At 63.7% G+C, this 22,883-nt stretch carries 21 protein-coding genes; 14 read left to right on the forward strand and 7 right to left on the reverse strand.

All coding sequences use genetic code 11. From position 1 onward, the window contains the following. Nucleotides 1-10: 10 nt before the first annotated feature. From M1D34_RS15960 to M1D34_RS15970, 3 genes are all read right to left on the reverse strand, one after another. A complete protein-coding gene (locus M1D34_RS15960) occupies nucleotides 11-772 on the reverse strand; it encodes an amino acid ABC transporter ATP-binding protein (RefSeq protein ID WP_010970537.1) in 762 nt (253 codons plus the stop codon). Next, nucleotides 769-1,449, reverse strand: a complete 681-nt coding sequence (locus M1D34_RS15965) for an amino acid ABC transporter permease (RefSeq protein WP_003535752.1) — start codon at nucleotides 1,447-1,449, stop codon at nucleotides 769-771. The genes M1D34_RS15960 and M1D34_RS15965 overlap by 4 nt, the downstream gene beginning before the upstream one ends. 367 nt (nucleotides 1,450-1,816) lie before the next feature. After that, nucleotides 1,817-2,590 (reverse strand): amino acid ABC transporter substrate-binding protein, encoded by a 774-nt coding sequence (locus M1D34_RS15970; protein WP_003535753.1) that lies wholly within the window; start codon nucleotides 2,588-2,590, stop codon nucleotides 1,817-1,819. 255 nt (nucleotides 2,591-2,845) lie between these two features. On the opposite strand from M1D34_RS15970, the gene M1D34_RS15975 reads away from it, so the two are divergent. The 3 genes from M1D34_RS15975 to ispG all read left to right on the forward strand — a co-directional run bounded on the left by M1D34_RS15975 (nucleotide 2,846) and on the right by ispG (nucleotide 6,329). After that, entirely contained in the window at nucleotides 2,846-3,643 is a 798-nt protein-coding gene (locus M1D34_RS15975; protein WP_014529968.1) for a DeoR/GlpR family DNA-binding transcription regulator, read from the forward strand. Nucleotides 3,644-3,715: 72 nt separating this feature from the next. Next, nucleotides 3,716-4,906 (forward strand): MFS transporter, encoded by a 1,191-nt coding sequence (locus M1D34_RS15980; protein WP_003535755.1) that lies wholly within the window; start codon nucleotides 3,716-3,718, stop codon nucleotides 4,904-4,906. Between the two features lie 169 nt (nucleotides 4,907-5,075). Next, a complete protein-coding gene (gene ispG / locus M1D34_RS15985) occupies nucleotides 5,076-6,329 on the forward strand; it encodes a flavodoxin-dependent (E)-4-hydroxy-3-methylbut-2-enyl-diphosphate synthase (RefSeq protein ID WP_014527003.1) in 1,254 nt (417 codons plus the stop codon). Nucleotides 6,330-6,338: 9 nt separating this feature from the next. Here ispG and M1D34_RS15990 read toward each other — a convergent pair whose 3' ends face one another. Beyond that, on the reverse strand, nucleotides 6,339-6,980 hold the full coding sequence (locus M1D34_RS15990) for a LysE family translocator (RefSeq protein ID WP_498779879.1): 642 nt from the start codon (nucleotides 6,978-6,980) through the stop codon (nucleotides 6,339-6,341). 317 nt (nucleotides 6,981-7,297) lie between these two features. On the opposite strand from M1D34_RS15990, the gene M1D34_RS15995 reads away from it, so the two are divergent. Further along, nucleotides 7,298-8,244 (forward strand): IS630-like element ISRm2011-2 family transposase gene (locus M1D34_RS15995; protein WP_011970797.1). Its coding sequence is split into 2 segments (ribosomal slippage): nucleotides 7,298-7,637 and nucleotides 7,637-8,244, totalling 948 coding nucleotides; the frame shifts between segments, so codons are not numbered across the junction. A 374-nt stretch (nucleotides 8,245-8,618) separates the two neighbouring features. Here the strand turns inward: M1D34_RS15995 and hisC are convergent. Together hisC and M1D34_RS16005 are read right to left on the reverse strand one after the other, a co-directional pair. Continuing rightward, a complete protein-coding gene (hisC, locus tag M1D34_RS16000) occupies nucleotides 8,619-9,674 on the reverse strand; it encodes a histidinol-phosphate transaminase (protein WP_498779881.1) in 1,056 nt (351 codons plus the stop codon). Between the two features lie 4 nt (nucleotides 9,675-9,678). Further along, nucleotides 9,679-10,593: a polyprenyl synthetase family protein gene (locus tag M1D34_RS16005; protein ID WP_010970531.1), complete on the reverse strand. Its 915-nt coding sequence runs from the start codon at nucleotides 10,591-10,593 to the stop codon at nucleotides 9,679-9,681. A 150-nt stretch (nucleotides 10,594-10,743) separates the two neighbouring features. Here M1D34_RS16005 and mtgA point away from each other — a divergent pair, with 150 nt between their 5' ends. From mtgA to rpmF, 3 genes are all read left to right on the forward strand, one after another. Further along, the gene (gene mtgA / locus M1D34_RS16010; RefSeq protein ID WP_010970530.1) at nucleotides 10,744-11,532 is read left to right on the forward strand and encodes a monofunctional biosynthetic peptidoglycan transglycosylase; all 789 of its coding nucleotides are present in this window, start codon (nucleotides 10,744-10,746) and stop codon (nucleotides 11,530-11,532) included. A gap of 89 nt (nucleotides 11,533-11,621) precedes the next feature. Beyond that, the gene (locus tag M1D34_RS16015; RefSeq protein ID WP_010970529.1) at nucleotides 11,622-12,269 is read left to right on the forward strand and encodes a glutathione S-transferase family protein; all 648 of its coding nucleotides are present in this window, start codon (nucleotides 11,622-11,624) and stop codon (nucleotides 12,267-12,269) included. A 163-nt stretch (nucleotides 12,270-12,432) separates the two neighbouring features. Beyond that, complete coding sequence (gene rpmF, locus M1D34_RS16020) at nucleotides 12,433-12,618, forward strand: 50S ribosomal protein L32 (RefSeq protein ID WP_003535764.1); 186 nt, start codon at nucleotides 12,433-12,435, stop codon at nucleotides 12,616-12,618. Between the two features lie 73 nt (nucleotides 12,619-12,691). Here the strand turns inward: rpmF and phaR are convergent, their stop codons facing one another. Next, complete coding sequence (gene phaR / locus M1D34_RS16025) at nucleotides 12,692-13,270, reverse strand: polyhydroxyalkanoate synthesis repressor PhaR (protein WP_003535770.1); 579 nt, start codon at nucleotides 13,268-13,270, stop codon at nucleotides 12,692-12,694. Between the two features lie 222 nt (nucleotides 13,271-13,492). On the opposite strand from phaR, the gene M1D34_RS16030 reads away from it, so the two are divergent. The 7 genes from M1D34_RS16030 (at nucleotide 13,493) to M1D34_RS16060 (ending at nucleotide 22,709) form a co-directional block, all read left to right on the forward strand. Further along, nucleotides 13,493-14,674 carry an acetyl-CoA C-acetyltransferase gene (locus tag M1D34_RS16030; RefSeq protein ID WP_003535771.1) on the forward strand — a complete coding sequence of 394 codons (1,182 nt, stop codon included), beginning with the start codon at nucleotides 13,493-13,495 and terminating at the stop codon, nucleotides 14,672-14,674. A 117-nt stretch (nucleotides 14,675-14,791) separates the two neighbouring features. Next, nucleotides 14,792-15,517: a beta-ketoacyl-ACP reductase gene (locus M1D34_RS16035; protein WP_498779885.1), complete on the forward strand. Its 726-nt coding sequence runs from the start codon at nucleotides 14,792-14,794 to the stop codon at nucleotides 15,515-15,517. 687 nt (nucleotides 15,518-16,204) lie between these two features. Then, nucleotides 16,205-19,276 carry a helicase-related protein gene (locus M1D34_RS16040; RefSeq protein ID WP_498781736.1) on the forward strand — a complete coding sequence of 1,024 codons (3,072 nt, stop codon included), beginning with the start codon at nucleotides 16,205-16,207 and terminating at the stop codon, nucleotides 19,274-19,276. Between the two features lie 9 nt (nucleotides 19,277-19,285). Continuing rightward, nucleotides 19,286-19,717, forward strand: a complete 432-nt coding sequence (locus M1D34_RS16045; protein ID WP_498779886.1) for an RNA-binding S4 domain-containing protein — start codon at nucleotides 19,286-19,288, stop codon at nucleotides 19,715-19,717. A 384-nt stretch (nucleotides 19,718-20,101) separates the two neighbouring features. Continuing rightward, nucleotides 20,102-20,440 (forward strand): ferredoxin FdxA, encoded by a 339-nt coding sequence (gene fdxA, locus M1D34_RS16050; RefSeq protein ID WP_003535779.1) that lies wholly within the window; start codon nucleotides 20,102-20,104, stop codon nucleotides 20,438-20,440. A gap of 408 nt (nucleotides 20,441-20,848) precedes the next feature. Beyond that, a complete protein-coding gene (locus tag M1D34_RS16055; protein WP_003535785.1) occupies nucleotides 20,849-21,418 on the forward strand; it encodes a CarD family transcriptional regulator in 570 nt (189 codons plus the stop codon). A gap of 424 nt (nucleotides 21,419-21,842) precedes the next feature. Beyond that, nucleotides 21,843-22,709 carry an RNA polymerase factor sigma-32 gene (locus M1D34_RS16060; protein ID WP_498779889.1) on the forward strand — a complete coding sequence of 289 codons (867 nt, stop codon included), beginning with the start codon at nucleotides 21,843-21,845 and terminating at the stop codon, nucleotides 22,707-22,709. Nucleotides 22,710-22,883 lie beyond the last annotated feature (174 nt).

The raw sequence follows: 22,883 nt of genomic DNA on the forward strand, positions 1-22,883 counted from the left end.
CGCCCGCCCTTCAGATGTCATAGCTCATCGGCGCACTCAGCGAGGCGATGAACCGCTTGGTCCGCTCGCGCTCCGGTGTCGAGAAGATCTTGCGCGGGGGGCCGCTTTCGACGACGACGCCCCCATCCAGGAAGACGACGTGATCGGCGACGCGGGAGGCGAGGCGAAGGTCGTGGGTGGCCATGATCATCGTGGTGCCTTCCCGCGCAAGGCGGCTCAGGACCTCCACCACTTCTTCCGCCAGTTCCGGATCCAGCGCCGAGGTCGGCTCGTCGCACAGGAGCACGCGCGGCGAGGGGGCGAGTGCGCGGGCGATCGCGACGCGTTGCTGCTGGCCGCCGGAAAGCGTGGCCGGCCAGGCATCGGCCTTGTGTGCCATGCCGACCTTCTCCAGCAGCTCGAGCGCCCGGGCGCGCGCCCGGTCGGCCGGCCATTTGAGAACGGTGACGAGGCCTTCCATCACGTTGCCGATCGCCGTCTGGTGCGGGAAAAGCTGGAAGTTCTGGAACACCATTCCGGTCTGGCGGCGCAGTCTCTGGATCGCCTGCCAGCCGACCTTCCGGCCTTCGGCGAATTCGAGCCGGTCGTCGCCGAGGCGGATTGTCCCGGCCGTCGGGATTTCCAGCAGGTTGACGCAGCGCAGCAGCGTGCTCTTGCCGCCGCCGGAGGGACCGACGAGCGCAGTCACGCTGCCTTCCGCGAGCGAGACGCTGATGTCGTTCAGCACGGTGTTGGTGCCGAAGCGCTTGACGATGTGGGAGAGCTCGATCATGCGCGCGCCTCCAGGAAGCCGCCATAGCGGGCGAAGCGCTGCTCCAGTTTCCCCTGCAGCGCCGAAAGGACGGAACTCATGACAAGATAGATCAGGGCAGCCTCGATGTAGAGGATCAAGGGTTCGTAACTGGTGGCGACGATGCGCTGCGCCGTCTGGAAAAGCTCCGGCACCGTGATCGCAGCGGCGAGCGAGGTGTCCTTGACGAGCGAGATGAAGGTGTTCGACAGCGGCGGAACAGCGACGCGGCCCGCTTGCGGAAGGATCGTCCGGCGCATCGCCTGGCTCCAGCTCATGCCGATCGAATAGGCCGCTTCCCACTGCCCCCTCGGAACCGACGAGATCACCGCGCGGATGATTTCGGAACTGTAGGCGCCAATGTTGAGCGTGAAGCCGATCAGCGCTGCAGGAAAGGCGTCGAGCAGTATGCCCATGCTCGGCAGGCCGTAGAAGATGACGAAGAGCTGCACGAGCAGCGGCGTGCCGCGGATCACCCACACATAAAACCGGGCCACGGCCGCGAAAGGAGCCGGAGCAAACAGCCGGACGACGGCGGTGACGAGGCCGAGAGCCAGGCCGAGGGTGAAGGAGAGGAGCGTCAGCGGGATCGTGAAGATCAGCCCCGCCCAGAGCAGGGCCGGCAACGAGTCCGCCATCAGTTGAAGCCAGTGGGGCAAGACAGAACCTTTCAAAACGCGCGATCCGTCCCGGATGCAGGGACGGATCGCGATTCATAAGCAGGATGGGGAAAGGTGTGAAGCCCACATCCGTGCAACTGTTCCGCGGGACTCTCTCCCCGCTTCAGGTCACCCTGGTTGATCCGCCGGCCGCAGGGAATGCGAAGGCACGGATTGCCCCTCTCCTCGGGTTAAACCCGAGGACTAACCCTCTCCCCGCAGGCGGGGAGAGGGTTAGGGTGCCGCGGCGCATCGCGTCTTCCAAAGGCGAGTAAGGTGCGAGAGGTTGCCGCGTGTCCCTTCGCCCCGCTGGCGGGGAGAAGGTGCCGGCAGGCGGATGAGGGGCCGTTCCGACATCTTCCACACGCTATTTCGAAACGTCGGCGCCGAAATATTTCTGCGAGATCTTCTCATAGGTGCCGTCGGCCTTGATCTCGGCCAGCGCCTTGTTGATCGCTTCGAGCAGCTCCGGCTCGCCCTTGCGGATGATGATGCCCGAATAATCGGCATCGGGCTTTTCGGCGGCGATCTTCACATTCGCATCCGGCTTCTGCTTCTTGAAGTCGAGGAAGGAGAGGCTGTCATTGATGGTCGCGTCGGCGCGGCCCGTCAGCACGAGCTGGATCGACTGGTCGAAACCGTCGGTTCCGACGAGCTCGGCGCCCGAGGCTTGCGCGAGCTTGCCGAAGTTGCTGGTCAGCGACTGTGCCGATTTCTTGCCCTTCAGGTCGGCGAAGTCCTTGATCTCCTCGTCGTCGCCGCGGACGATCAGCACGGCCTTGGAGGCGATATAGGGTTCGGAGAAATCGTATTTCTTCTTGCGCTCCTCGGTGATGCCGACCTGGTTGATGACAGCGTCGTAACGGTTGGCGTCGAGGCCGGCGATCAGTCCATCCCACTTGCCTTCCAGGAATTCCGGCTTGACGCCGAGGCGCTTGGCGACTTCCTGGCCGATCTCGACGTCGAAGCCGACGAGAGCGCCGCTCGCGTCATGATAGGTGAAGGGGGCGTAGGTGCCCTCGGTGCCGATCTTCAGCACGCCTGCGGACTTGACCTCGTCCAGGTTCTGCCCCGCCTCAGCGGGAACGAAGGCGGCGAATTGCAGGAGTGCGGCGGCAAAAAGCGTCGGAAGGAGTTTCATCGTTGTTTTTCCAGTTCTGGTTCTCCGGCCCGTCATCCGGATTACAGCGAATTTCGCATAAACCCGCCGGTTTCCAAGCGTATAAAAGACCAATTCCGAACGGTTTCGATAAAGATTTTTCCTCAGATGGCCGATTCCCACCCAAAACGCTGAGGCGTGAAATGTTCCGTTTGCGTGCCTGCGGTTTTGCGGCAGGCGGGATTGAAAGCCGCGCTCGGGAATGATAATCACGTTTCCATCGATTCATGCACGATTATGCACGGTTCCAGGATGTCCACCGATCTGCTGCTGCGAGAGAGAAAGAGCCTGATCCAGGAAAGGCTGAGAACCGAGGGCCGGGTGCTCGCGGTCGATCTCGCGCGCGAATTCGGCGTGTCGGAAGACACGATCCGTCGCGACCTGCGCGAGATGGCCGCCGCCGGCCTTTGCGAGCGCGTCTATGGCGGAGCGCTGCCGGTTGCGCCCGACGCAGGCTCGCTTGTGGCCCGGATATCCCGCGCGCCCGAACGCAAGGCGGCGCTGGCGCGGGCTGCCGTCGCCTTTCTAAGGCCGCGCATGACCGTGTTCCTCGACGCCGGCTCCGCCAATCTGGCGATTGCGCAGGCAATCGGACCGGACCTCTCCGCGACGATCATCACCAATACGCCGCCGATCGCCGCGGCCTTGATGGAGAAGCCGGGCATCGAGGTCATTCTGGTGGGCGGGCCGCTGAACCGCGCTGTCGGCGCGGCGGTCGGTGCGCGGGCGCAGCGCGATGCCGAGCTCTTGCGGCCCGATCTCGCGATTCTCGGAACCTGCGGTGCGGATGCCGAAGCAGGGCTGACCGCGTTCCACTTCGAGGATGCGGAATTCAAGCGGCTGATCGCTTCCAGGAGCCGCGCCCTGCTTGCGGCCGTCACGACCGACAAGCTCGGTACCGCAGCACCGCATACGGTGGTCGCCATAGACGGCGCCTCCACGCTCGTTCTCGAGGCGGATGCGCCGGAAGCCGAGGTCGCGGCCTTCACGGCGCGGGGGGCGAACGTCGTTCTCGCGAAGGAGCCTATCCGGTGATCCGCGATCCCGACGGCAATCTCATCGAAATCACCAATTGAGCCGGACAATCCGGCAGCGGAAGGTTAACCCATGGATCAGCGCACAGATTCCGCCCCGAAAGCCGTTGGCCGGCAGGGCTATATGTCGAAAAACCGGCTTGCCGTGTCTCTCCTGTTTCTGATGAACGGCTTCGTCACCGGAAGCTGGGCGCCGAAAATCCCGGAGTTCAAGGAGCGGCTCGGCATCGGCGAGAGCGTTCTCGGTCTTCTCATCCTCGGTTTCGGCATCGGCTCGCTGGTGCTGATGCCGATTGCCGGCGGCTTCATCGCCCGTCTCGGCTCGCAGAAGGTGGTCAAGGTCACGGCGATCATCCTTTCACCGCTGCTTCTCCTTCTGACGCTCCTGCCGAATCTGTGGACGGCAGCACTCGGCATGTTCCTGCTGGGTGGCTTCGTCGGCGCGATGGATGTGGCCATGAACGCCAATGCCGTCGAGGTCGAGAAGTCGATGCGCCGTGCCATCATGTCCTCGTGCCACGCCTATTGGAGCCTCGGCGGGCTGATCGGCGCGGGGATCGGCGGCTTTCTGATGGCGCGCTTCGGCGTGCTGCCGCATGCGATCGTCGTCACCTGCCTGTGTCTTGCGATACTCGCGGTTGCCTGGCCGATGATCCTTGCCGACCGTCCGCATCCTGCGGCAACCAGAGAGAAGCTCAGGCTGCCGATGACACCGCTGCCCTGGCTGATCGGCATCATGGCCCTTTTCTCGATGGTGCCCGAGGGTGCCGTTCTCGACTGGGGTGCGCTTTATCTGAAGGATGAACTCGGCGCCTCCGTCGAGCTTTCGGGCTTCGGCTTTGCCGCCTTCTCGGCGACCATGGCGGCGATGCGCTTTGCCGGCGATCACGTGCGCGACCGGCTCGGTGCCACTCTGACCTTGCGCATCTGCACCGTGACCGCTCTCGCCGGCATGGTGCTGGCCGGTCTCGCTCCCAATGCCGTTCTCGCGATCCTCGGTTTTGCGCTTGCAGGCATCGGCATATCCAACATGGTGCCGATCGCCTTTTCGGCCGCCGGCAATATGCCGGGTCTGCAGCCGGGCATAGGGCTGTCGGTCGCGACCACCATGGGCTATTCCGGCATGTTGTTTGCGCCCTCATTGATCGGCTTCATCGCGGAACACAGCGGCTTCGCGATCATCTTCGCCTGCGTTCCCGTGCTGTTCATCGTGGTGCTCCTGCTTTCGCATCACGCCGTTCACGCGGATCACAGCAAGGGGTGATCGTCGTTTGGGCGGATGAGGGGCAGTCGCGCAGCCGCTGCCATCAATTCGCCGTCAGCGCGTGATGTTGCCGTTGACAAGCGGGCGTTCCTTCGCCACCTGAAGTGAAAGTTCCCGGGCGGTCCGTGCGCGTTCCGCTCTGCAGCAACGGACCCAAGAAGAGGCCTTCATGTCTTCTGCCTTCGATTTCGAGCCACAGCCGCGCCGCGCCTCGGTCGCCGTCGATGTCGGCGGCGTGATTGTCGGCGGCGGTGCTCCGGTCGTCGTCCAGTCGATGACGAACACCGATACGGCCGATATCGATGCGACGGTCGCGCAGGTGGCCGCACTCCACAAGGCAGGGTCGGAGCTGGTGCGCATCACGGTCGACCGCGACGAGAGCGCCGCGGCCGTGCCGAAGATCCGCGAGCGGCTCCTGCGCCTCGGCATTGACGTGCCGCTCGTCGGCGATTTTCACTATATCGGCCACAAGCTGCTCGCCGATCATCCGGCCTGCGCCGAGGCGCTTGCGAAATACCGCATCAATCCCGGCAATGTCGGCTTCAAGGACAAGAAGGACAAGCAGTTCGCCGAAATCATCGAAATGGCGATCCGCTACGACAAGCCGGTGCGGATCGGGGTGAACTGGGGCTCGCTCGACCAGGAGCTCCTGACGCGGCTGATGGACGCGAACCAGGCGAATGGCTCCCCTCTGACGGCACAACAGGTGATGCGAGAGACGATCGTGCAGTCGGCGCTTCTCTCGGCGGAACTTGCCGAGGAGCTGGGCCTGCCGCGTAGCCGCATCATCCTGTCCGCCAAGGTTTCGGGCGTGCAGGATCTGATCGCCGTCTATGCGATGCTCGCCGCGCGTTCCGACCATGCGCTTCATCTCGGCCTCACCGAGGCGGGCATGGGCACCAAGGGCATCGTCGCCTCTTCCGCCTCGCTCGGCATCCTGATGCAGCAGGGCATCGGCGACACCATCCGCATTTCCCTGACGCCCGAACCCGGCGGCGACCGCACGCGCGAGGTGCAGGTGGCGCAGGAGCTTCTGCAGGTGATGGGCTTCCGTCAGTTCATTCCGGTCGTCGCGGCCTGTCCGGGCTGCGGCCGCACCACCTCGACCGTGTTCCAGGAACTCGCCCAGAAGATCCAGGAGGATATCCGCGCGAGCATGCCGGTCTGGCGTGAGAAATATCCGGGCGTCGAGGCGCTGAAGGTCGCCGTGATGGGCTGCATCGTCAACGGCCCCGGCGAGAGCAAGCATGCCGATATCGGTATTTCGCTTCCCGGCACCGGCGAAATGCCGGCCGCACCCGTATTCATCGACGGGCAGAAGGCGCTGACGCTGCGCGGGCCGAAGATCGCCGAGGACTTTCAGCTGCTCGTCGCCGATTATATCGAGAAACGCTTCGGCCACGGCCAGGCGGCGGCGGAGTAGTATCGAGGATCAGAGCCGTGCCGTCAGCAGCTTGAAGCCCGCAAAGGCGAAGAAGCCGGCCATCAGGCTCTCGATGATCCGCCGCGATTTCAGATAGGCGCGATGTACCGGCGCGAGCGAGAAGACGATCGCGAAGCCGCAGAAGATCACGAGACCGATCAGCATGCAGCCGCCGATGAAGGCGGCCGTGACGCCGACCGGCGCTCCCTCCGGCATCCCGAGCGAGACCAGCATGATCCAGGCGAAGATCGCCTTCGGATTGGTCAGGTGGATCCCGAGACCTTTGAGGTAAAGCTTCTTCAGCGAGGAAGTCGGGGGAACACGAAGGGCGGACGGTTGGGCGTCGCCCCGCATCGCCGCTCTGAGCGCGTTATAGGCAAGCCAGAACAGATAGCAGGCGCCGGCGATCTTCAGGACGATGATCGCCTGGCCATAGGTTCGGATGAGGGCCGACAGGCCGGAAGCCGTCAGCATCGCCCAGGTGTAGCTGCCGCTCAGCACGCCGAAGGCGAGCGCCAGGCCCGCGCTTCTCCTCCGGCTGACCGAGGTCGCGATGATCGCCAGAACCGCTGGCCCCGGCGAAGCAACGGCGATGATATAAGCTGTCCACGCGACGAGGAGCTGCGGCAGATAGGGCGTGAGGTCGAGCATGACGGCGTCCGATTGTCCTTGCGGACGGGACAGTAGCCGAGGCCTCCGTCGATGCCAATGGGGTGCGCGATGCGCCGAGCGCGAAGAAACGGCCGGTATGTTTTTGGCTTCCCCTCATCCGGCCTGCCGGCCACCTTCTCCCCGCAAGCGGGGCGAAGGAGATTCGCGGTGAAGCGTTGCCCAAGTCCCCTCTCCCTGCAAGTCCCCTCTCCCTGCCTGCGCTAGAGCGGGATGCATTTAGGCGGAATCGGAAAGGGGATTCCTTTTTCTGCGCAAATCAGATTCACCATTCAGGCCGGTGAAGGAGGCCGGCCTTTATGGCGAGACCTTTTTCGAATGATCTTCGGGAACGCGTTGTCGATGCGGTGACGGGCGAGGGCCTATCGTGCCGGGCAGCGGCCAAGCGCTTCGGCATCGGCATCAGCACCGCGATCGATTGGGTGCGGCGGTTTCGCGAGACGGGCAGCGCCGCACCCGGCCAGATGGGTGGGCACAAGCCCCGCAAGCTTTCCGGTCCGCACCGGGCTTGGCTGCTTTGCCGCTGCCGCGAGCGCGACTTCACGCTGCACGGACTTGTCGCCGAGTTGAGCGAGCGCGGCCTGAAGGTGGATTATCGCGCCGTCTGGACCTTCGTGCACGAAGAGGGGTTGAGTTATAAAAAAAGACGCTGGTCGCCAGCGAACGGGAGCGGCCCGACGTCGCCCGCCACCGGGCACGATGGCTGAAGCACTGCCCCGGAATTGATCCCGCCCGCCTCGTTTTCATCGATGAGACCTGGACGAAGACGAACATGGCGCCGCTGCGGGGCTGGGCGCCTCGCGGCGAACGACTGGTGGGCTACGCCCCCTTCGGCCATTGGAACACCATGACCTTTGTCGCCGCACTCAGGGCCGACCGCGTCAGCGCTCCCTTTATCCTCGATGGCCCGATCAATGGCGAACGCTTCCGCATCTATGTCCAGCAAGTTCTGGTGCCGGAACTCAAAGCCGGCGACATCGTCATCCTGGACAATCTCGGCTCCCATAAGGGTCAGGAGATCCGCGCCGCCATCCGTAAGGCCGGCGCCCGCCTGTTCTTTCTGCCGAAATATTCCCCCGATCTCAATCCGATCGAAAAGCTCTTCGCCAAAATCAAGCACTGGTTGCGTGAGGCACAGGCCAGATCACGCGATGCAATCCATGACGAACTGCGCCACATTCTCCAAGCCGTCACCCCACAGGAATGCGCAGCCTACTTCAAAGAGGCGGGATATGAACGGGCTTAAATACATACCGCTCTAGGGCATATACGCATCTGCTCCTCTGGCGGAATCCGTTGCCATGGGGAGAAACCGGCTGGTTCTCGCTTCCGGTTATGCGGTCTCCCGACGGCATCGTTTGGGATAGGTGAAGGTCAAGCCGCTTGTCGTCTCCCCCACAAGGGGGGAGAATGTATGCGGCGGGCCCTCGCCTCCACTTCTGCGTTCTGTCCGTGGCATCGTTTAGGCATGCGAAGGTCAAACCGTTTATCGCATACCCATGGCAACGGCTCCCGCCGGAGGAGCAGATATGCATATGCCATAGCCGGCCTGCCGGGAGAGGGTTGGTCCTCGGGTTAAACCCGAGGAGGGGGCGAAACGCGCGGTCCGCCGTTCAGCCCTTACAGAACCTCGTCGAGCGCCGCGACCAGCTTGGCGCATTCCGCGTCGGTGCCGATGGTGATGCGCAGGAAATCCGCGATTCGCGGCTTGGCGAAATGGCGGACGATCACAGCCCTTTCGCGCAGTTTCGCCGCCAGCGTCTGGCCCGCATGTCCGGGGTGGCGGGCGAAGACGAAGTTTGCCTGCGACGGCAGGACCTCGAAGCCGCGCTTTTCGAGTTCGCTCGCCAGCTTCGCCCGCGAGGCGATGATCTTGCCGCGGGTCGCCTCGAACCACGCCTCGTCCTCGATCGCGGCCGTTGCGCCGGCCTGGGCGGCGCGTCCGAGCGGATAGGAGTTGAAGCTGTCCTTGACGCGCTCCAGCGCCTCGATCAGCGGCCGCTGGCCGATCGCGAAGCCGACGCGCAGGCCGGCCAGCGCGCGTGACTTCGAGAAGGTCTGAACGACGAGCAGGTTGTCGTATTTCGGAACGAGCGCGATTGCGGATTCGCCGCCGAAATCGATATAGGCCTCGTCGATCACCACCGGCTGACCGGGATGGTCGGCCACCAGCCTTTCGATTTCGGCAAGCGGCAGGCCGATGCCGGTCGGGGCGTTCGGGTTCGGCAGGATGACCGCGCCCGAGGGCCGGCGATAATCGGCGATGTCGATGCGGAATGCGGCGTCGAGCGGCACCTCCACCGCCTCGATGCCGAAAAGGCCCGCATAGGTCGTGTAGAAGCTGTAGGAGATGTCCGGAAAAAGCAGCGGCCTGTCGTGCTTCAGCAGCGCCGCGAATGTGTGTGCCAGGACCTCGTCGGAACCGTTGCCGACGAAGACTTCGCCGACCGATACCTGGTGGCGCGCGGCGATCGCCTGCCGCAGTCCGAGAGCCACCGGATCCGGGTAGAGCCGGAGATCCGTGTCTGCGGCCGCCCGGATCGCCCCCAGCGCCTTTTCCGAGGGGCCATAGGGGCTCTCGTTGGTGTTGAGCTTGACGAGATCGGCCATGCGCGGCTGTTCACCGGGGACGTAAGGTTTCAGCGCGGCAACGATCGGCGACCAAAGTTTGCTCATGAGCTCAGTTCCTGCGGTTGGCGATGAAGCGGGCGGTTTCGGCAAGGATCGCCGAGCGTGGTCCGTAGGGTTCGAGCAGGCCTTCCGCCTCGGCCACCAGGCTTTCGAGCCGCCGCTCGGCCCAGGGCTGGCCATGCAGGGAGACAAGCGTGCCCTTCCCCCGTGCGGCATCCTTGCCGGTCGCCTTGCCGACGATTGCGGCATCGGCGGTGAGGTCGAGCAGGTCGTCGGCAAGCTGGAAGGCGAGGCCGATCTTGTCCCCGAAGGCGCGCAGCCGTCGGCGGTCCTCTGCCGGCGCATCGGCGATGATCGCACCCGCCTCGCAGGCGAAGCGGATGAGGGCACCTGTCTTCATCGACTGCAAGAGGACGATGCCCGCTTCGTCGGGGGCGCTCTTTTCGGCGGCTAGGTCGAGCGCCTGACCGCCGGCCATGCCCCCATGCCCCGCGGCGCGCGCGAGCGCCAGCACGAGCGTCGTCTTCTGACGGTCGGAGAGCGCCGTTTCCGGCGCCGCGACGATGTCGAAGGCGAAGGTCAGCAGGCTGTCGCCCGCAAGGATCGCCGTCGCCTCGTCGAAGGCGACGTGCACCGTCGGCTTTCCGCGGCGCATGTCGTCGTCGTCCATGGCCGGGAGGTCGTCATGGACGAGCGAATAGCAGTGGATGCATTCGAGCGCGGCGCCTGTTCTGAGCGCCGCTTCCGCATCGCCGCCGAGGAGGGCCGTGCTTTCGGCGACGAGAAAAGGCCGCAGCCGCTTGCCGCCGTTGAGCACGCCATGGCGCATGGCTCCGAGCAGGTTTGCCGGGCGGGCGATTTCGCCCGTGCCCACGGCCGGACCGAGCAATGTCTCGAGCAGCGCTTCGACCGCGACCGCGTTGGTCTTGAGGCGCGCCGGAAAGGATGATCTCTCGTCTTTCATAAAGGCTCTTTGACACGCGGCGGAGCGGCTTTCAACGGGCTTTGGCGTCGCAGCGCACAGGGCTGGTCCGGGGATGACGGCGCTGCAGAGCCTTGCCTTTTGCGAGAAAGGCCGTTCAACTTTCGCTCGCCATCGCATATGAGAGGGTGAATGGGACAAGAGGCGGGCGGAAAAGAGGTGGACGGACGGGGCGTGGAGATCGTTTCGGAAGAACGCGAGGAGGCGGAGTTGCCCGCCGGTCGCTGGACGGCCACGCGCAGGACCTGGCGCTCGCGGCGGCGTCGGCTCGTTTTTATCGTCCTCTCAGTTCTCATCCTGCCCTATGCCCTGATCGGCCTCTATCTCTTGGAGTTCATTCACCCGGTTTCGACACTGATGCTGCGCGATCTCGTGCTGCTGCGCGGCTATGACCGGCAGTGGGTGGAATTCGACGACATCGCGCCGGTGCTCGTCCAGTCGGTGATGATGTCGGAGGACGGGCAGTTCTGCGCCCATGCCGGCATCGATTGGGCGCAGATGCGCGGCGTCGTCGAGGATGCGCTCGACGGCGAACAGACGCGCGGCGCCAGCACGATCCCGATGCAGACGGTCAAGAACCTGTTCCTCTGGAACGGCCGTTCCTTCGTGCGCAAGGCGATGGAACTACCGCTCGCGATCGCGGCCGATTTCGCCTGGAGCAAGCGGCGCCTGATGGAGATCTACCTGAACGTCGCCGAATGGGGCGAGGGCATATACGGGATCGAGGCCGCCGCCCGGCATCATTTCGGCGTTTCGGCGGCGAAGCTTTCGCGCCGCCAGGCCGCTCTCCTCGCCGTCTCGCTGCCCAACCCGATCGATCGCACTGCCGGCAAGCCGGGGCGTGGCCTGCGGCGTCTCGCTGCGGTGATCGAACGCCGGGCCGGCCGCTCCGGCGGTTATATCACGTGCCTTTATGATTAGGATGAAACCAATTCATTGGTTCGCCGGCCGCTGATGTGGCAAGGCTGCGTTTGTATCTCGCATGAGCGAACCCAGTCGGAGACAGGATCATGGCCAAGCTCGTCCTCTATGTCGGCAACAAGAACTATTCGTCCTGGTCGCTGCGGCCCTGGCTCGCCCTCACGGCCGGCGGAATTCCGTTCGAGGACGTCGTCGTTCCCTTCGATTTTGCGGCCGGAAATCCGCGTTTTCACGAAATCTCGCCCACGGGCCGCGTTCCCGTTCTTCATCACGGCGAGATCCGCATATGGGAATCGCTCGCGATCATCGAATATGTCGCGGAGCTTTTCCCGGATGCGGGTCTCTGGCCGGAGGACCGCGCGGATCGTGCCCGTGCGCGCAGCTACTCCATGGAGATGCTCTCCGGCTTCCGGGCGCTGCGCGGCGCCTGCCCGATGAACATCCGCCGTCCGAGAAAGGCGATCGCTCTGCCGGACGGCGTCGTCGAGGACGTGGCGCGGATCGAGACGATCTGGCGGGAGTCGGTCGCGCAATCAGGGGGGCCGTTCCTTTTCGGCCGGTTCACCGCGGCCGACGCGATGTTCGCCCCGGTCGTCAACCGTTTCGAGACCTATGAGCTCGTGGCGGACCCGGCGACGCTCGCCTATATTGACGCCGTCAAGGCGCATCCGGCCTTCCGCCAATGGGAGGAGGCGGCGAGAGTCGAAACATGGATCGTACCCGAGGACGAGGCCTGAGGCGGATCGGGGCTTCCCGCGCCCGAGTCGAAAATTTGCCCGCGGGGACTGGTCAAAGTGCGGTTCGACATGTATAAGCGCGCGAAATTCCGAGATCGACATCTGTTTGACCCGGCCATTTTCGGCTGCTGAACAGTGTTTTGCCCGATAAGTGGAGAATGAAATGGCTGTACCGAAAAGAAAAACGAGCCCGTCCAAGCGTGGCATGCGCCGTTCCGCTGACGCCCTCAAGGCTCCGACCTACATCGAAGACAAGAACTCCGGCGAACTGCGCCGCCCGCATCACATCGACCTGAAGACCGGCATGTATCGCGGCCGCCAGGTCCTGACGCCGAAGGAAAACGCATAAGCGTTTCCGCCTGCGGATGAAGTTCGAAGGGTCGGCATTGCCGGCCCTTTTTCTTTGGTGGATCGAGGGGTGATCAGCCCAGATTATCCAGTTTCGTCTGAAGGGCGCGGAGCTGTTCCTTCAGTTCGTCGATGTCCTTCGCCTCGGCCTTCCTGGTTTCCTTGGCCGGCGGGGCGGCCATGAAGGGCGAAAACATCTGCATGGCCTGATGGAACATTTCAGTGTTGCGCCGGACCTGTTCCTCGACGAGCTGCAGCGGCACCTTCAGGTTCTTGCCGATCGGCGTATCGCCGAAGGCCTTGGTGATCTGCTCCCGCATCTGCGCCTGCTGTTCGGTGAAGGCCTGCATCGAGTGCTCGAGATAGCTCGGTACGACCATCTGCATCTGGTCGCCATAAAAGGAGATCAACTGGCGGAGAAAGGAAATCGGCAGGAGCGTGTTGCCGGTCTTCGACTCCTGTTCGAAGATGATCTGCGTCAGCACGGAATGGGTTATATCTTCGCCGGACTTGGCATCCTGAACTATGAAGTCCTCGCCCCTCTTCACCATGACAGCCAGGTCGTCGAGGGTCACGTAAGTGCTCGTACCGGTATTGTAGAGTCGCCGGTTCGCGTATTTCTTGATAACGATCTGGCCTTCGTTTTTCCCCATCAGGGTCTCCTCTTACCCATGGTCCCGTCTTTATTGTATTTTTCAGAGTATCCGCAAAAGAGCGCCACTGACAATCTCTTTGTGCAATGCGGCGACGCAGGTGCGAAGGAGCGCCGACAAGCGACCGTGAAGCTTTTGCGGCAGTGCAACTAGCCGTTTGACTCGCGCTCCTCCCTTTGCCAGTCTGCCTCCATCAGGCAAAGCAAATATGAGGAACGTCCCATGAGCAATCCCTCGATCGTCATCGCCAGCGCGGCTCGCACGGCCGTCGGCTCCTTCAACGGCGCCTTCGGCAATACTCCCGCGCACGAACTGGGTGCGGCCGCCATCAAGGCGGTGCTGGAGCGGGCTGGCGTCGAAGCGGGCGAGGTGGACGAGGTGATCCTCGGTCAGGTGCTGCCGGCGGGCGAGGGGCAGAATCCTGCGCGGCAAGCGGCGATGAAGGCCGGTCTCCCGCAGGAAAAGACCGCCTGGGGCATGAACCAGCTTTGCGGCTCGGGCCTGCGCGCCGTAGCGCTCGGCATGCAGCAGATCGCAACCGGCGATGCGAAGGTCATCGTTGCCGGCGGCATGGAGTCGATGTCGATGGCGCCGCATTGCGCGCACCTGCGCGGCGGCGTGAAGATGGGCGACTACAAGATGATCGACACGATGATCAAGGACGGCCTGACGGATGCCTTCTACGGCTACCACATGGGCATCACCGCCGAGAACGTTGCGCGGAAATGGCAGCTGACGCGCGAGGAACAGGACGAATTCGCGCTTGCCTCCCAGAACAAGGCGGAAGCGGCCCAGAAGGCCGGCCGTTTCGCCGACGAGATCGTGCCTTTCGTCGTGAAGACGCGCAAGGGCGACGTAAACGTGGATCAGGACGAGTACATCCGCCACGGTGCCACGCTGGATTCGATCGCAAAGCTCCGCCCGGCCTTCGACAAGGAAGGTACCGTGACCGCGGGCAACGCTTCGGGTCTCAACGACGGTGCCGCCGCGGCGCTCTTGATGACCGAGGCCGAGGCGGCCCGGCGCGGCATCCAGCCGCTTGCCCGCATCGTCTCCTGGGCCACGGCAGGCGTCGACCCGCAGATCATGGGCACCGGCCCCATCCCCGCATCGCGCAAGGCCCTCGAAAAGGCCGGCTGGTCGGTCGCCGATATCGAGCTCGTGGAGGCGAACGAGGCTTTCGCGGCTCAGGCCTGCGCCGTCAACAAGGACCTCGGCTGGGATCCTTCGATCGTCAACGTCAATGGCGGAGCGATCGCCATCGGCCATCCGATCGGTGCCTCCGGTGCCCGCGTGCTGAACACGCTTCTTTTCGAAATGAAGCGGCGCGGCGTCTCCAAGGGGCTTGCCACCCTGTGCATCGGCGGCGGCATGGGCGTCGCCATGTGCGTGGAACGCCTGTAACCGGCCTCCCGCGATGCGGGCAAGTTTCGGATCAGACGATGCACATCAGCGGCCCGGGCTCGCCGGGCTGCAGGGGTGTGCTTTTGCAAATTTGACTTAACCGAGTGGGAGGCGAGTATGAGCAGGGTAGCACTGGTAACGGGCGGATCCCGCGGCATTGGCGCTGCGATTTGCGTGGCGCTGAAGGCTGCGGGCTACAAGGTGGCCGCAAACTATGCCGGAAATGACGAGAGGGCCAAGGCCTTCGAGCAGGAAAGCGGCATTCCCGTCTACAAATGGGACGTATCGAGCTATCAGGCCTGCGTCGATGGCATCGCCAGGGTCGAGGCCGACCTCGGACCGGTCGACATCCTCGTCAACAATGCCGGCATCACCCGTGACGCCATGTTCCACAAGATGACGCCGGAACAGTGGGCCGAAGTGATCGGCACCAATCTCACCGGCGTCTTCAACATGACGCATCCGCTGTGGTCGGGCATGCGCGACCGCGGCTTCGGCCGTATCGTCAACATCTCGTCGATCAACGGCCAGAAGGGGCAGATGGGCCAGGTGAACTATTCCGCCGCCAAGGCCGGCGATCTCGGCTTGACCAAGGCGCTGGCCCAGGAAGGGGCGGCGAAAGGGATCACCGTCAACGCGATTTGCCCCGGCTATATCGGCACCGAGATGGTGCGCGCCGTTCCGGAAAAGGTGCTCAACGAGCGGATCATTCCCCAGATACCCGTCGGACGCCTCGGCGAGCCGGAGGAAGTGGCACGCTGCGTCGTGTTTCTCGCTTCCGACGACGCGGGCTTCATCACCGGCTCGACGATTTCGGCCAATGGCGGCCAGTACTTCGCCTGAGGCATGGTGCCCTCGGCTTTCCGGCGCCCTTCGGGGCGCCGGATTCGTTTCGGCCCTGGCACTAGATATTGTGGTGAACGAAAGGGGAAACCGTTCCCGCCGGCGAGTCGGCGTTGCTCTGCCCCGGCAGGAGGCGGGTGCCTGTGAAGCGATTCCTATTTCCGGACTCGGCCGATCGGCAGCGAATCCCGTTAAAATTTTTCAATCTTTCCAGACTCTTGGATTCGGAATCCTTTGCGTGGTCAACGGCCGCAATGACGCCAAACGAAGCCGATCGGCAGCTTCTGAGGGGTGATCCTCCCTTGGATTCAGCATATGGTGCGTAACTAGATGTTGAAAACTATATATAGCCGTGAACATAAAGTGAATCAGCGGGAGTCAGCGATTCGTGTCTGATTCGTTCCGTCGCTGTTCCAGAATCCTGAACGAGAGTTCTAAGGGGAGGCGCAAGATATGGTTGCCGATTGGCGTATTTATTCCCCGTGAACCCTTGCGTTTGGCACGTCGCATAGGCATCTGTTTCCCGCCGGAGCATGAAAGCGCACCGGCTCTCAGTGCGTGTTCCATAAATCGGAGCCGTTTTACGGATAATACATACGGAAAATCAGCACTGCAGCGAGCTTCGCGACCAAAAGAAGTGCGGCGCTGCAGAGACTGCCCGGGATCGAGACCTTGTCCTTTCAATCCATGATCCTGAGCGGCCGCGGCGTGACCGCGGTGCTCGGACCCACCAACACCGGCAAGACCCATTATGCGATCGAGCGCATGATCGCGCATGACAGCGGCGTCATAGGGCTTCCGCTGAGATTGCTCGCGCGCGAGGTCTACACCCGTCTCGTGGAGAAGGTCGGTCACCACAATGTCGCGCTGATCACGGGCGAGGAAAAGATCGCGCCGCATCGCGCCCGTTACTCGGTCTGCACGGTGGAGGCGATGCCGCGCGAGACGACGGCCTCCTTCGTGGCGATCGACGAGGTTCAGCTCGCAGGCGATCTCGAACGCGGCCACATCTTCACGGACCGGATCCTGCACCTGCGCGGCCGCGGCGAGACGCTGCTGCTCGGCGCCGCGACGATGCGGCCGATCCTCGAATATCTGCTGCCCGGCATCACCGTCGTCGAGCGGCCGCGCATGTCGCAGCTTGTCTATGCCGGCTCCAAGAAAATCACCCGCCTGCCGAACCGCTCGGCAATCGTCGCCTTTTCGGCCGACGAGGTCTATGCGATCGCGGAGCTCATCCGGCGCCAGCGCGGCGGCGCGGCCGTCGTACTGGGCGCGCTTTCGCCGCGAACCCGCAATGCGCAGGTGGCACTCTATCAGGAGGGGGACGTCGACTATCTCGTGGCGACCGACGCGATCGGCATGGGGCTGAACCTCGACGTCGATCATGTCGCCTTCGCTCAGGACCGGAAGTTCGACGGCTACCAATACCGTAACCTCAATCCGGCGGAGCTCGCCCAGGTCGCAGGGCGCGCGGGCAGGCATGTCCGGGACGGGACCTTCGGCGTGACCGGACGCGTCGATCCGTTTGACGAGGACCTGGTGCACCGCATCGAATCGCATGAGTTCGACCCTCTCCGGGTGTTGCAATGGCGCTCCAAGGCGCTCGACTTTTCTTCGCTGAAGGCACTGAGAAAGAGCCTCGAGGCCGCACCGGCGGTATCGGGCCTGGCGCGGGCGCTCCCGGCCGTCGATCAGCAGGCGCTCGAGCATCTGACCCGCTACCCGGAGATCGTCGACGTCGCCACGGCGTCCGAGCGCGTCGAGAAGCTCTGGGAAGCCTGCGCGCTCCCGGATTATCGCCGCATCACGCCGGCCCAGCATGCGGATCTGATCTCGACCATCTATGCCGACCTCGTTCGCCATGGCACGGTCAACGAGGATTTCATGGCCGAACAGGTCCGGCGCGCCGATCATACGGACGGCGAAATCGACACACTTTCGGCGCGAATTGCGCAGATCAGGACCTGGACCTATGTATCCAACCGGCCCGGGTGGCTTGCCGATCCGACACACTGGCAAGAAAAGACGCGGGAAATCGAAGATCGATTGTCCGACGCGCTACATGAAAGGTTGACGAAACGCTTTGTTGATCGCAGGACATCTGTGCTCATGAAGCGCCTGAGAGAGAATGCGATGCTGGAAGCAGAAATCAGTGTGAATGGTGATGTCTTCGTCGAGGGACACCATGTGGGTCAGCTAGCCGGTTTCCGGTTCACGCTCGCCGCGGGCAGCGAGGGAACGGACGCGAAGGCCGTTCAGGGTGCCGCCCATAAGGCGCTCGCGCTGGAATTCGAAGCGCGCGCCGCTCGTCTCCATGCGGCCGGCAACGGCGACCTGGCCCTGTCGTCGGACGGTCTCGTCCGTTGGCTCGGCGATCCGGTCGCGCGGCTCACGGCGAGCGACCACGTCATGCGTCCCCGCGTCATCCTGCTTGCCGACGAGCAGCTCCAGGCCAATGCCCGCGAACACGTGCTGGCGCGGATCGAGCGTTTCGTGAACCATCACATCAGCACGGTGCTGAAGCCTCTGGACGACATTTCGCGCGCCGAGGATCTCGAGGGTCTCGCGAAGGGTCTCGCCTTCCAGATCGTCGAGAATCTCGGCGTGCTCTTCCGTCGCGACGTCGCCGAAGAGGTGAAGTCGCTCGATCAGGAGAGCCGCGCGTCGATTCGCAGATACGGTGTACGCTTCGGCGCCTATCACATCTTCCTCCCCGCGCTTCTGAAGCCGGCTCCGGCGGAGCTGATCACGCTTCTCTGGGCGCTGAAGAACGACGGGCTGGACAAGCCCGGCTACGGCGAGCTCATCCCGATGCTTGCTGCCGGCCGCACCTCCGTCGTCACCGATCCGTCCTTCGAGCGGACCTTCTACAAGCTCGCGGGCTTCCGGTTCCTCGGCAAGCGCGCGGTGCGGATCGATATCCTGGAGCGGCTTGCCGATCTCATCCGTCCGCTCCTGCAGTGGAAGCCGGGGACATCGCCGCGTCCTGAAGGCGCCTATGACGGCCGCCGTTTCGTCGCGACGACGTCGATGTTGTCCATTCTCGGGGCAACGCCCGATGACATGGAGGAAATCCTCAAGGGTCTCGGCTATCGCGCGGACGCCGTGACGGCCGAGGAGGCGGCAGCTTTCCTGGCAAGCCAGAATGGGGAGACGGCGCCTGCCGAAGAGGCCGGTGCGAGTGTAGCGGATGCGGGGAGCGTCGAGGCTGAAGCCGCGGATGCGCCGACCGCAGAGACGGAAGCCACCGGAACCGCGGCTGCCGAGGCGCCGGCCGCGCCGGCTGCAGAGACGGAAGCCGCCGATACCGCAGCTGCCGAGACGCAGGCCGCGCCGGCGGGCGACGATGCGGCGGCACCGGCTGAGCCGGAGGCCCCGGCTGAAGCCAAGCCGGTGCTCCTGTGGCGTCCGGGCACCCGCCAGGACAATCAGCGACAGGGCGGTCGCCAGGGCGAACAGCGCCGAGGCGGCCAGCGCCATGGCCAGACCGAAGGCCGCGAGGGCGGCCGCAGGCAGGCCCCTCACGGCAAGTCGCAGGGCAAGTCGCAGGGCAAGCCCTGGGAAGGCAAGCCGCAGGAGGGCAAGGGGTCTGAAGGAAGGCCGGGCGGCCAGCGAAAAGACCGCGGCGACCGGCACGATCGAAACAAGTCGTCTCCTCCCAAGTTCGAAGGGCGCCCGCCCCGCAAGGAAAAACCGATCGATCCGGATTCACCTTTCGCCAAGCTCGCTGCTCTGAAGGAGCAGATGAAGAAGTAGGTCAGGCCCATGGAAAAGCAGCCGCCGTCCGCCCCTGCAATGCGCCAGCGGCTCGACAAGTGGCTGTTCTTCGCCCGGCTGATCAAATCGCGCTCGCTCGCTCAGAAGGCGATAGAGGCGGGTCATGTGGCGGTCAACGGCAAGCGTGAGACGCAATCGTCCGCCCAGATCAAGGCCGGCGACATGCTCGAGGTATCGCTGGAGCGGCGCGATCTCGTCGTGCGCGTGCTGCTGCCCGGGTCCCGCCGCGGCCCCTATGAGGAAGCGCGCCTGCTCTACGAGGATCTGACTCCCGCCGTGCCCGCCGGCAGGCCCACGCTTTTCGAGGAGGCGACGCGCGACCGCGGAGCGGGGCGGCCGACAAAGCGGGACCGCCGCGAGACGGACCGCTTGCGGCCGGGGCCGGACCGCTTGCGGCCGGGGGACCTGGAAGACGACTGATTTTCAGACATTGGACCCGGCGCCGTACACTGTCGGAGGCGGCCCGCAGCCGATTTCGGCACGCCCGTCCCGAGGCTGGAAAACTGTGCCCCCACAGGGGCAAATCGCGCATGGATAATTCTTGCAAAGGCCCGTCAAAGCCTTTACGTGACAAGCAACGCTACAGTGCCGAACGCCCCGTTCGAGGGGCGAAGGTTGGTGTAGCAGCTTGAACCGATGTGTGGTTTCACCGGATCGATTCCGATTCACGAAGCCATGCAGAGGATGGCATTCGGGTCTGCCTCGGCAGCTATGCGCGCCGGACATGCCTAGCATGCGCGGGCGATCGAGTATCACCGTTGATTGCCGTCTGCCATCAAATGTGAGCATTGGCTGGAGTACCTCATGACGTATGTCGTGACCGATAACTGCATTCGCTGCAAGTACACGGACTGCGTTGAAGTCTGCCCGGTGGATTGTTTCTATGAGGGGGAGAACTTCCTCGTCATCCACCCGGATGAATGCATCGACTGCGGCGTCTGCGAGCCGGAATGTCCCGCGGGCGCAATCAAGCCCGATACCGAGCCGGGCCTCGATATGTGGTTGAAACTGAACGCGGAATTTTCCACACAGTGGCCGAACATCACCGTCAAGCGCGACCCGCTGCCGGAGGCCAAGGAGATGGATGGCGTAGAAGAAAAATACGAGAAGTATTTTTCTTCCGAACCGGGACAGGGCGACTGAGGCGGTTCCGGCCGCTCGGTTCGTCACGGCTGACGGACGACAGATGGCGAGGCCGGAAAGCTGGGGAAATCCCGCCGGCACTTCGCGCTTGCGAGCGCGGCGACTTGATCGTTGCCGTGCAGCAAATTATTGATTTCCGCTCTTTTTTGTGATAGTTTTCATACACTGATCCACAGAGGGTGCTTTTGTGCGCCCGAAAACCAGCACGAAAGCACACGATCTCCACCGCGCGGCACTTTTGAGATATGCAACGGCTCGTTGCTTGTGACTGCGCCATAAGAGCTTGTTTGCGTTTCGTTGGAGGACCAGGTGGACCCACCCGGCGGTATCTCCGTCTATCCCGGGCCTGACTGACCCGGCCCCGGCCCCTGTGAGGGCCGGGTGCGCACTAGGGAGTGTTTGAAACGAATGACCACCCAGCAGAAGAAATCTTCAACGCGCCAAGGCTTCAAGACCGGTGAATCGATCGTTTACCCGGCCCATGGCGTTGGCCAGATCGTCGCGATCGAGGAGCAGGAAGTCGCGGGCATGAAGCTCGAACTCTTTGTCATCGACTTCGAGAAGGACAAGATGCGTCTCAAGGTGCCGGTGGCGAAGGCTGTGGGCATCGGCATGCGTAAGCTGTCCGAAACCGATTTCGTCGACCGCGCGTTGAAGGTCGTGCAGGGCAAGGCGCGCGTGAAGCGGACCATGTGGTCGCGCCGCGCTCAGGAATACGATGCCAAGATCAATTCCGGCGATCTCATTTCCATCGCGGAAGTCGTACGCGACCTCTATCGCGCCGAGAACCAGCCGGAACAGTCCTATTCCGAGCGCCAGCTCTATGAAGCCGCGCTTGACCGGATGGCGCGCGAAATCGCTGCCGTGAACAGGATGTCGGAAACTGAGGCCGTTCGCCTTGTCGAGGCCAATCTCAACAAGGGCCCGAAGCGCGGCAAGGCTATCGAAGAAGACGACGCACAGGACGAAGCCGCTTAAACACTCCTTGCGTAAAATCAATCAGAAAAGCCCGGCTCCAAAGGCCGGGCTTTTTTGTTGCCCTATGTTCCATGAAGCTGAGCGCCCGATTGCGCGAGAAGCCGAGAGCCGGGCGCGGCGCAGCCGCGTTACAATCGGTGGGGCGTAAAGCGGCGGGATCCACAATCAAAAATCGCGACCGCCCGCGGAACTTTTCGCGCCCGCGCACGTTTAACACTCCCGGCAGGGAGGCCTTCGCCTGTGCTGCCGAGCGATCTTGGCCCCGTGATTTCCTCACGCCTCAGGTTCGTATTCTTCCATCTAGGGCGCCCTGTCATTTCGTCAACCAGCGCCATCCGTCCCCGTTGCCGAACGCCGCAAGAGAGCGCTCGGCGTTTGGAGTTCAATCGTGAAATGGCGCTTGCCGCCAGCTACGGAGCAATCGATGAAGACCCTCACAGCAGACAGGCGTATGATCAAGATTGCCATGGAAGCGCCCTATCTCGAGCGGGATGAGGAACATGCGCTCGCACAGGCCTGGCGGAACGATAACGACCAGGAGGCGCGCAACAAGATCGCAATGTCGCACATGCGTCTGGTGATTTCGATGGCGGCGAAGTTCCGCAGTTTCGGACTGCCCATGGGGGATCTCGTGCAGGAGGGGCATATCGGGCTGCTGGAAGCCGCAGCGCGTTTCGAGCCGAGCCGGGAGGTGCGTTTCTCGACCTATGCCACGTGGTGGATCCGCGCATCGATGCAGGACTACGTGCTGCGCAACTGGTCGATCGTACGCGGCGGCACCAGTTCGGCGCAGAAGGCCTTGTTTTTCAATCTGCGCCGGTTGCGCGCGAGGCTCGCCCAGGGGGACAGGCAACTGACCTCGCAGGCGATGCACGAGGAGATCGCCGCGGCTCTCGGTGTCAGCCTTGCCGACGTGCAGACCATGGATGCGCGCCTTTCCGGAAACGACGCGTCGCTGCAGGCGCCGATCGGCAGCGGCGACCCGGATGCCGGCGCCCGGCTGGACTTCCTGGCGAGCGAGGCACCTCTGCCCGACGAGCAGGTGAGCGATCTGATCGACGGCGAGCGCGCCCGCCGATGGCTGCAGGTCGCGCTCGGAGAGCTCAGCGAGCGTGAAATGAAGATCATTCGCGCCCGCCGCCTGACGGAGGATGGCGCCACGCTGGAGGAGCTCGGCGTCGCGCTTGGAATATCGAAGGAGCGCGTGCGGCAGATCGAGACGCGCGCACTCGAAAAACTTCGTGCGGCGCTCACCGCCAAGGCGCCGGCGCTGACGGCGGCGATGCATTGAAGCGTAAGGCTTCGCGAGGTCATTTGCCCCTCATCCGCATGCCGGCACCTTCTCCCCGCGAGCGGGGCGAAGGGACGAGCCTTGGGCTCGCCAGTTCTCCATTGAGCGACTACAGCGCCGCGCGTCTTATCAGACGCGCAAAGGTCGCTGTAGCACTTTGATCTGCTGCATGTT

Source organism: Ensifer sp. D2-11, from assembly GCF_054161295.1.

Bases quoted from the DNA above. Each gene is read 5' to 3' on its own strand.
- M1D34_RS15960 (WP_010970537.1), bottom strand. From the start codon at position 772: ATGATCGAGCTCTCCCACATCGTCAAGCGCTTCGGCACCAACACCGTG.
- M1D34_RS15970 (WP_003535753.1), bottom strand. From the start codon at position 2,590: ATGAAACTCCTTCCGACGCTTTTTGCCGCCGCACTCCTGCAATTCGCC.
- M1D34_RS15975 (WP_014529968.1), top strand. From the start codon at position 2,846: ATGCACGGTTCCAGGATGTCCACCGATCTGCTGCTGCGAGAGAGAAAG.
- M1D34_RS15980 (WP_003535755.1), top strand. From the start codon at position 3,716: ATGGATCAGCGCACAGATTCCGCCCCGAAAGCCGTTGGCCGGCAGGGC.
- ispG (WP_014527003.1), top strand. From the start codon at position 5,076: ATGTCTTCTGCCTTCGATTTCGAGCCACAGCCGCGCCGCGCCTCGGTC.
- M1D34_RS15990 (WP_498779879.1), bottom strand. From the start codon at position 6,980: ATGCTCGACCTCACGCCCTATCTGCCGCAGCTCCTCGTCGCGTGGACA.
- hisC (WP_498779881.1), bottom strand. From the start codon at position 9,674: ATGAGCAAACTTTGGTCGCCGATCGTTGCCGCGCTGAAACCTTACGTC.
- M1D34_RS16005 (WP_010970531.1), bottom strand. From the start codon at position 10,593: ATGAAAGACGAGAGATCATCCTTTCCGGCGCGCCTCAAGACCAACGCG.
- mtgA (WP_010970530.1), top strand. From the start codon at position 10,744: ATGGGACAAGAGGCGGGCGGAAAAGAGGTGGACGGACGGGGCGTGGAG.
- M1D34_RS16015 (WP_010970529.1), top strand. From the start codon at position 11,622: ATGGCCAAGCTCGTCCTCTATGTCGGCAACAAGAACTATTCGTCCTGG.
- rpmF (WP_003535764.1), top strand. From the start codon at position 12,433: ATGGCTGTACCGAAAAGAAAAACGAGCCCGTCCAAGCGTGGCATGCGC.
- phaR (WP_003535770.1), bottom strand. From the start codon at position 13,270: ATGGGGAAAAACGAAGGCCAGATCGTTATCAAGAAATACGCGAACCGG.
- M1D34_RS16030 (WP_003535771.1), top strand. From the start codon at position 13,493: ATGAGCAATCCCTCGATCGTCATCGCCAGCGCGGCTCGCACGGCCGTC.
- M1D34_RS16035 (WP_498779885.1), top strand. From the start codon at position 14,792: ATGAGCAGGGTAGCACTGGTAACGGGCGGATCCCGCGGCATTGGCGCT.
- M1D34_RS16040 (WP_498781736.1), top strand. From the start codon at position 16,205: ATGATCCTGAGCGGCCGCGGCGTGACCGCGGTGCTCGGACCCACCAAC.
- M1D34_RS16045 (WP_498779886.1), top strand. From the start codon at position 19,286: ATGGAAAAGCAGCCGCCGTCCGCCCCTGCAATGCGCCAGCGGCTCGAC.
- fdxA (WP_003535779.1), top strand. From the start codon at position 20,102: ATGACGTATGTCGTGACCGATAACTGCATTCGCTGCAAGTACACGGAC.
- M1D34_RS16055 (WP_003535785.1), top strand. From the start codon at position 20,849: ATGACCACCCAGCAGAAGAAATCTTCAACGCGCCAAGGCTTCAAGACC.
- M1D34_RS16060 (WP_498779889.1), top strand. From the start codon at position 21,843: ATGAAGACCCTCACAGCAGACAGGCGTATGATCAAGATTGCCATGGAA.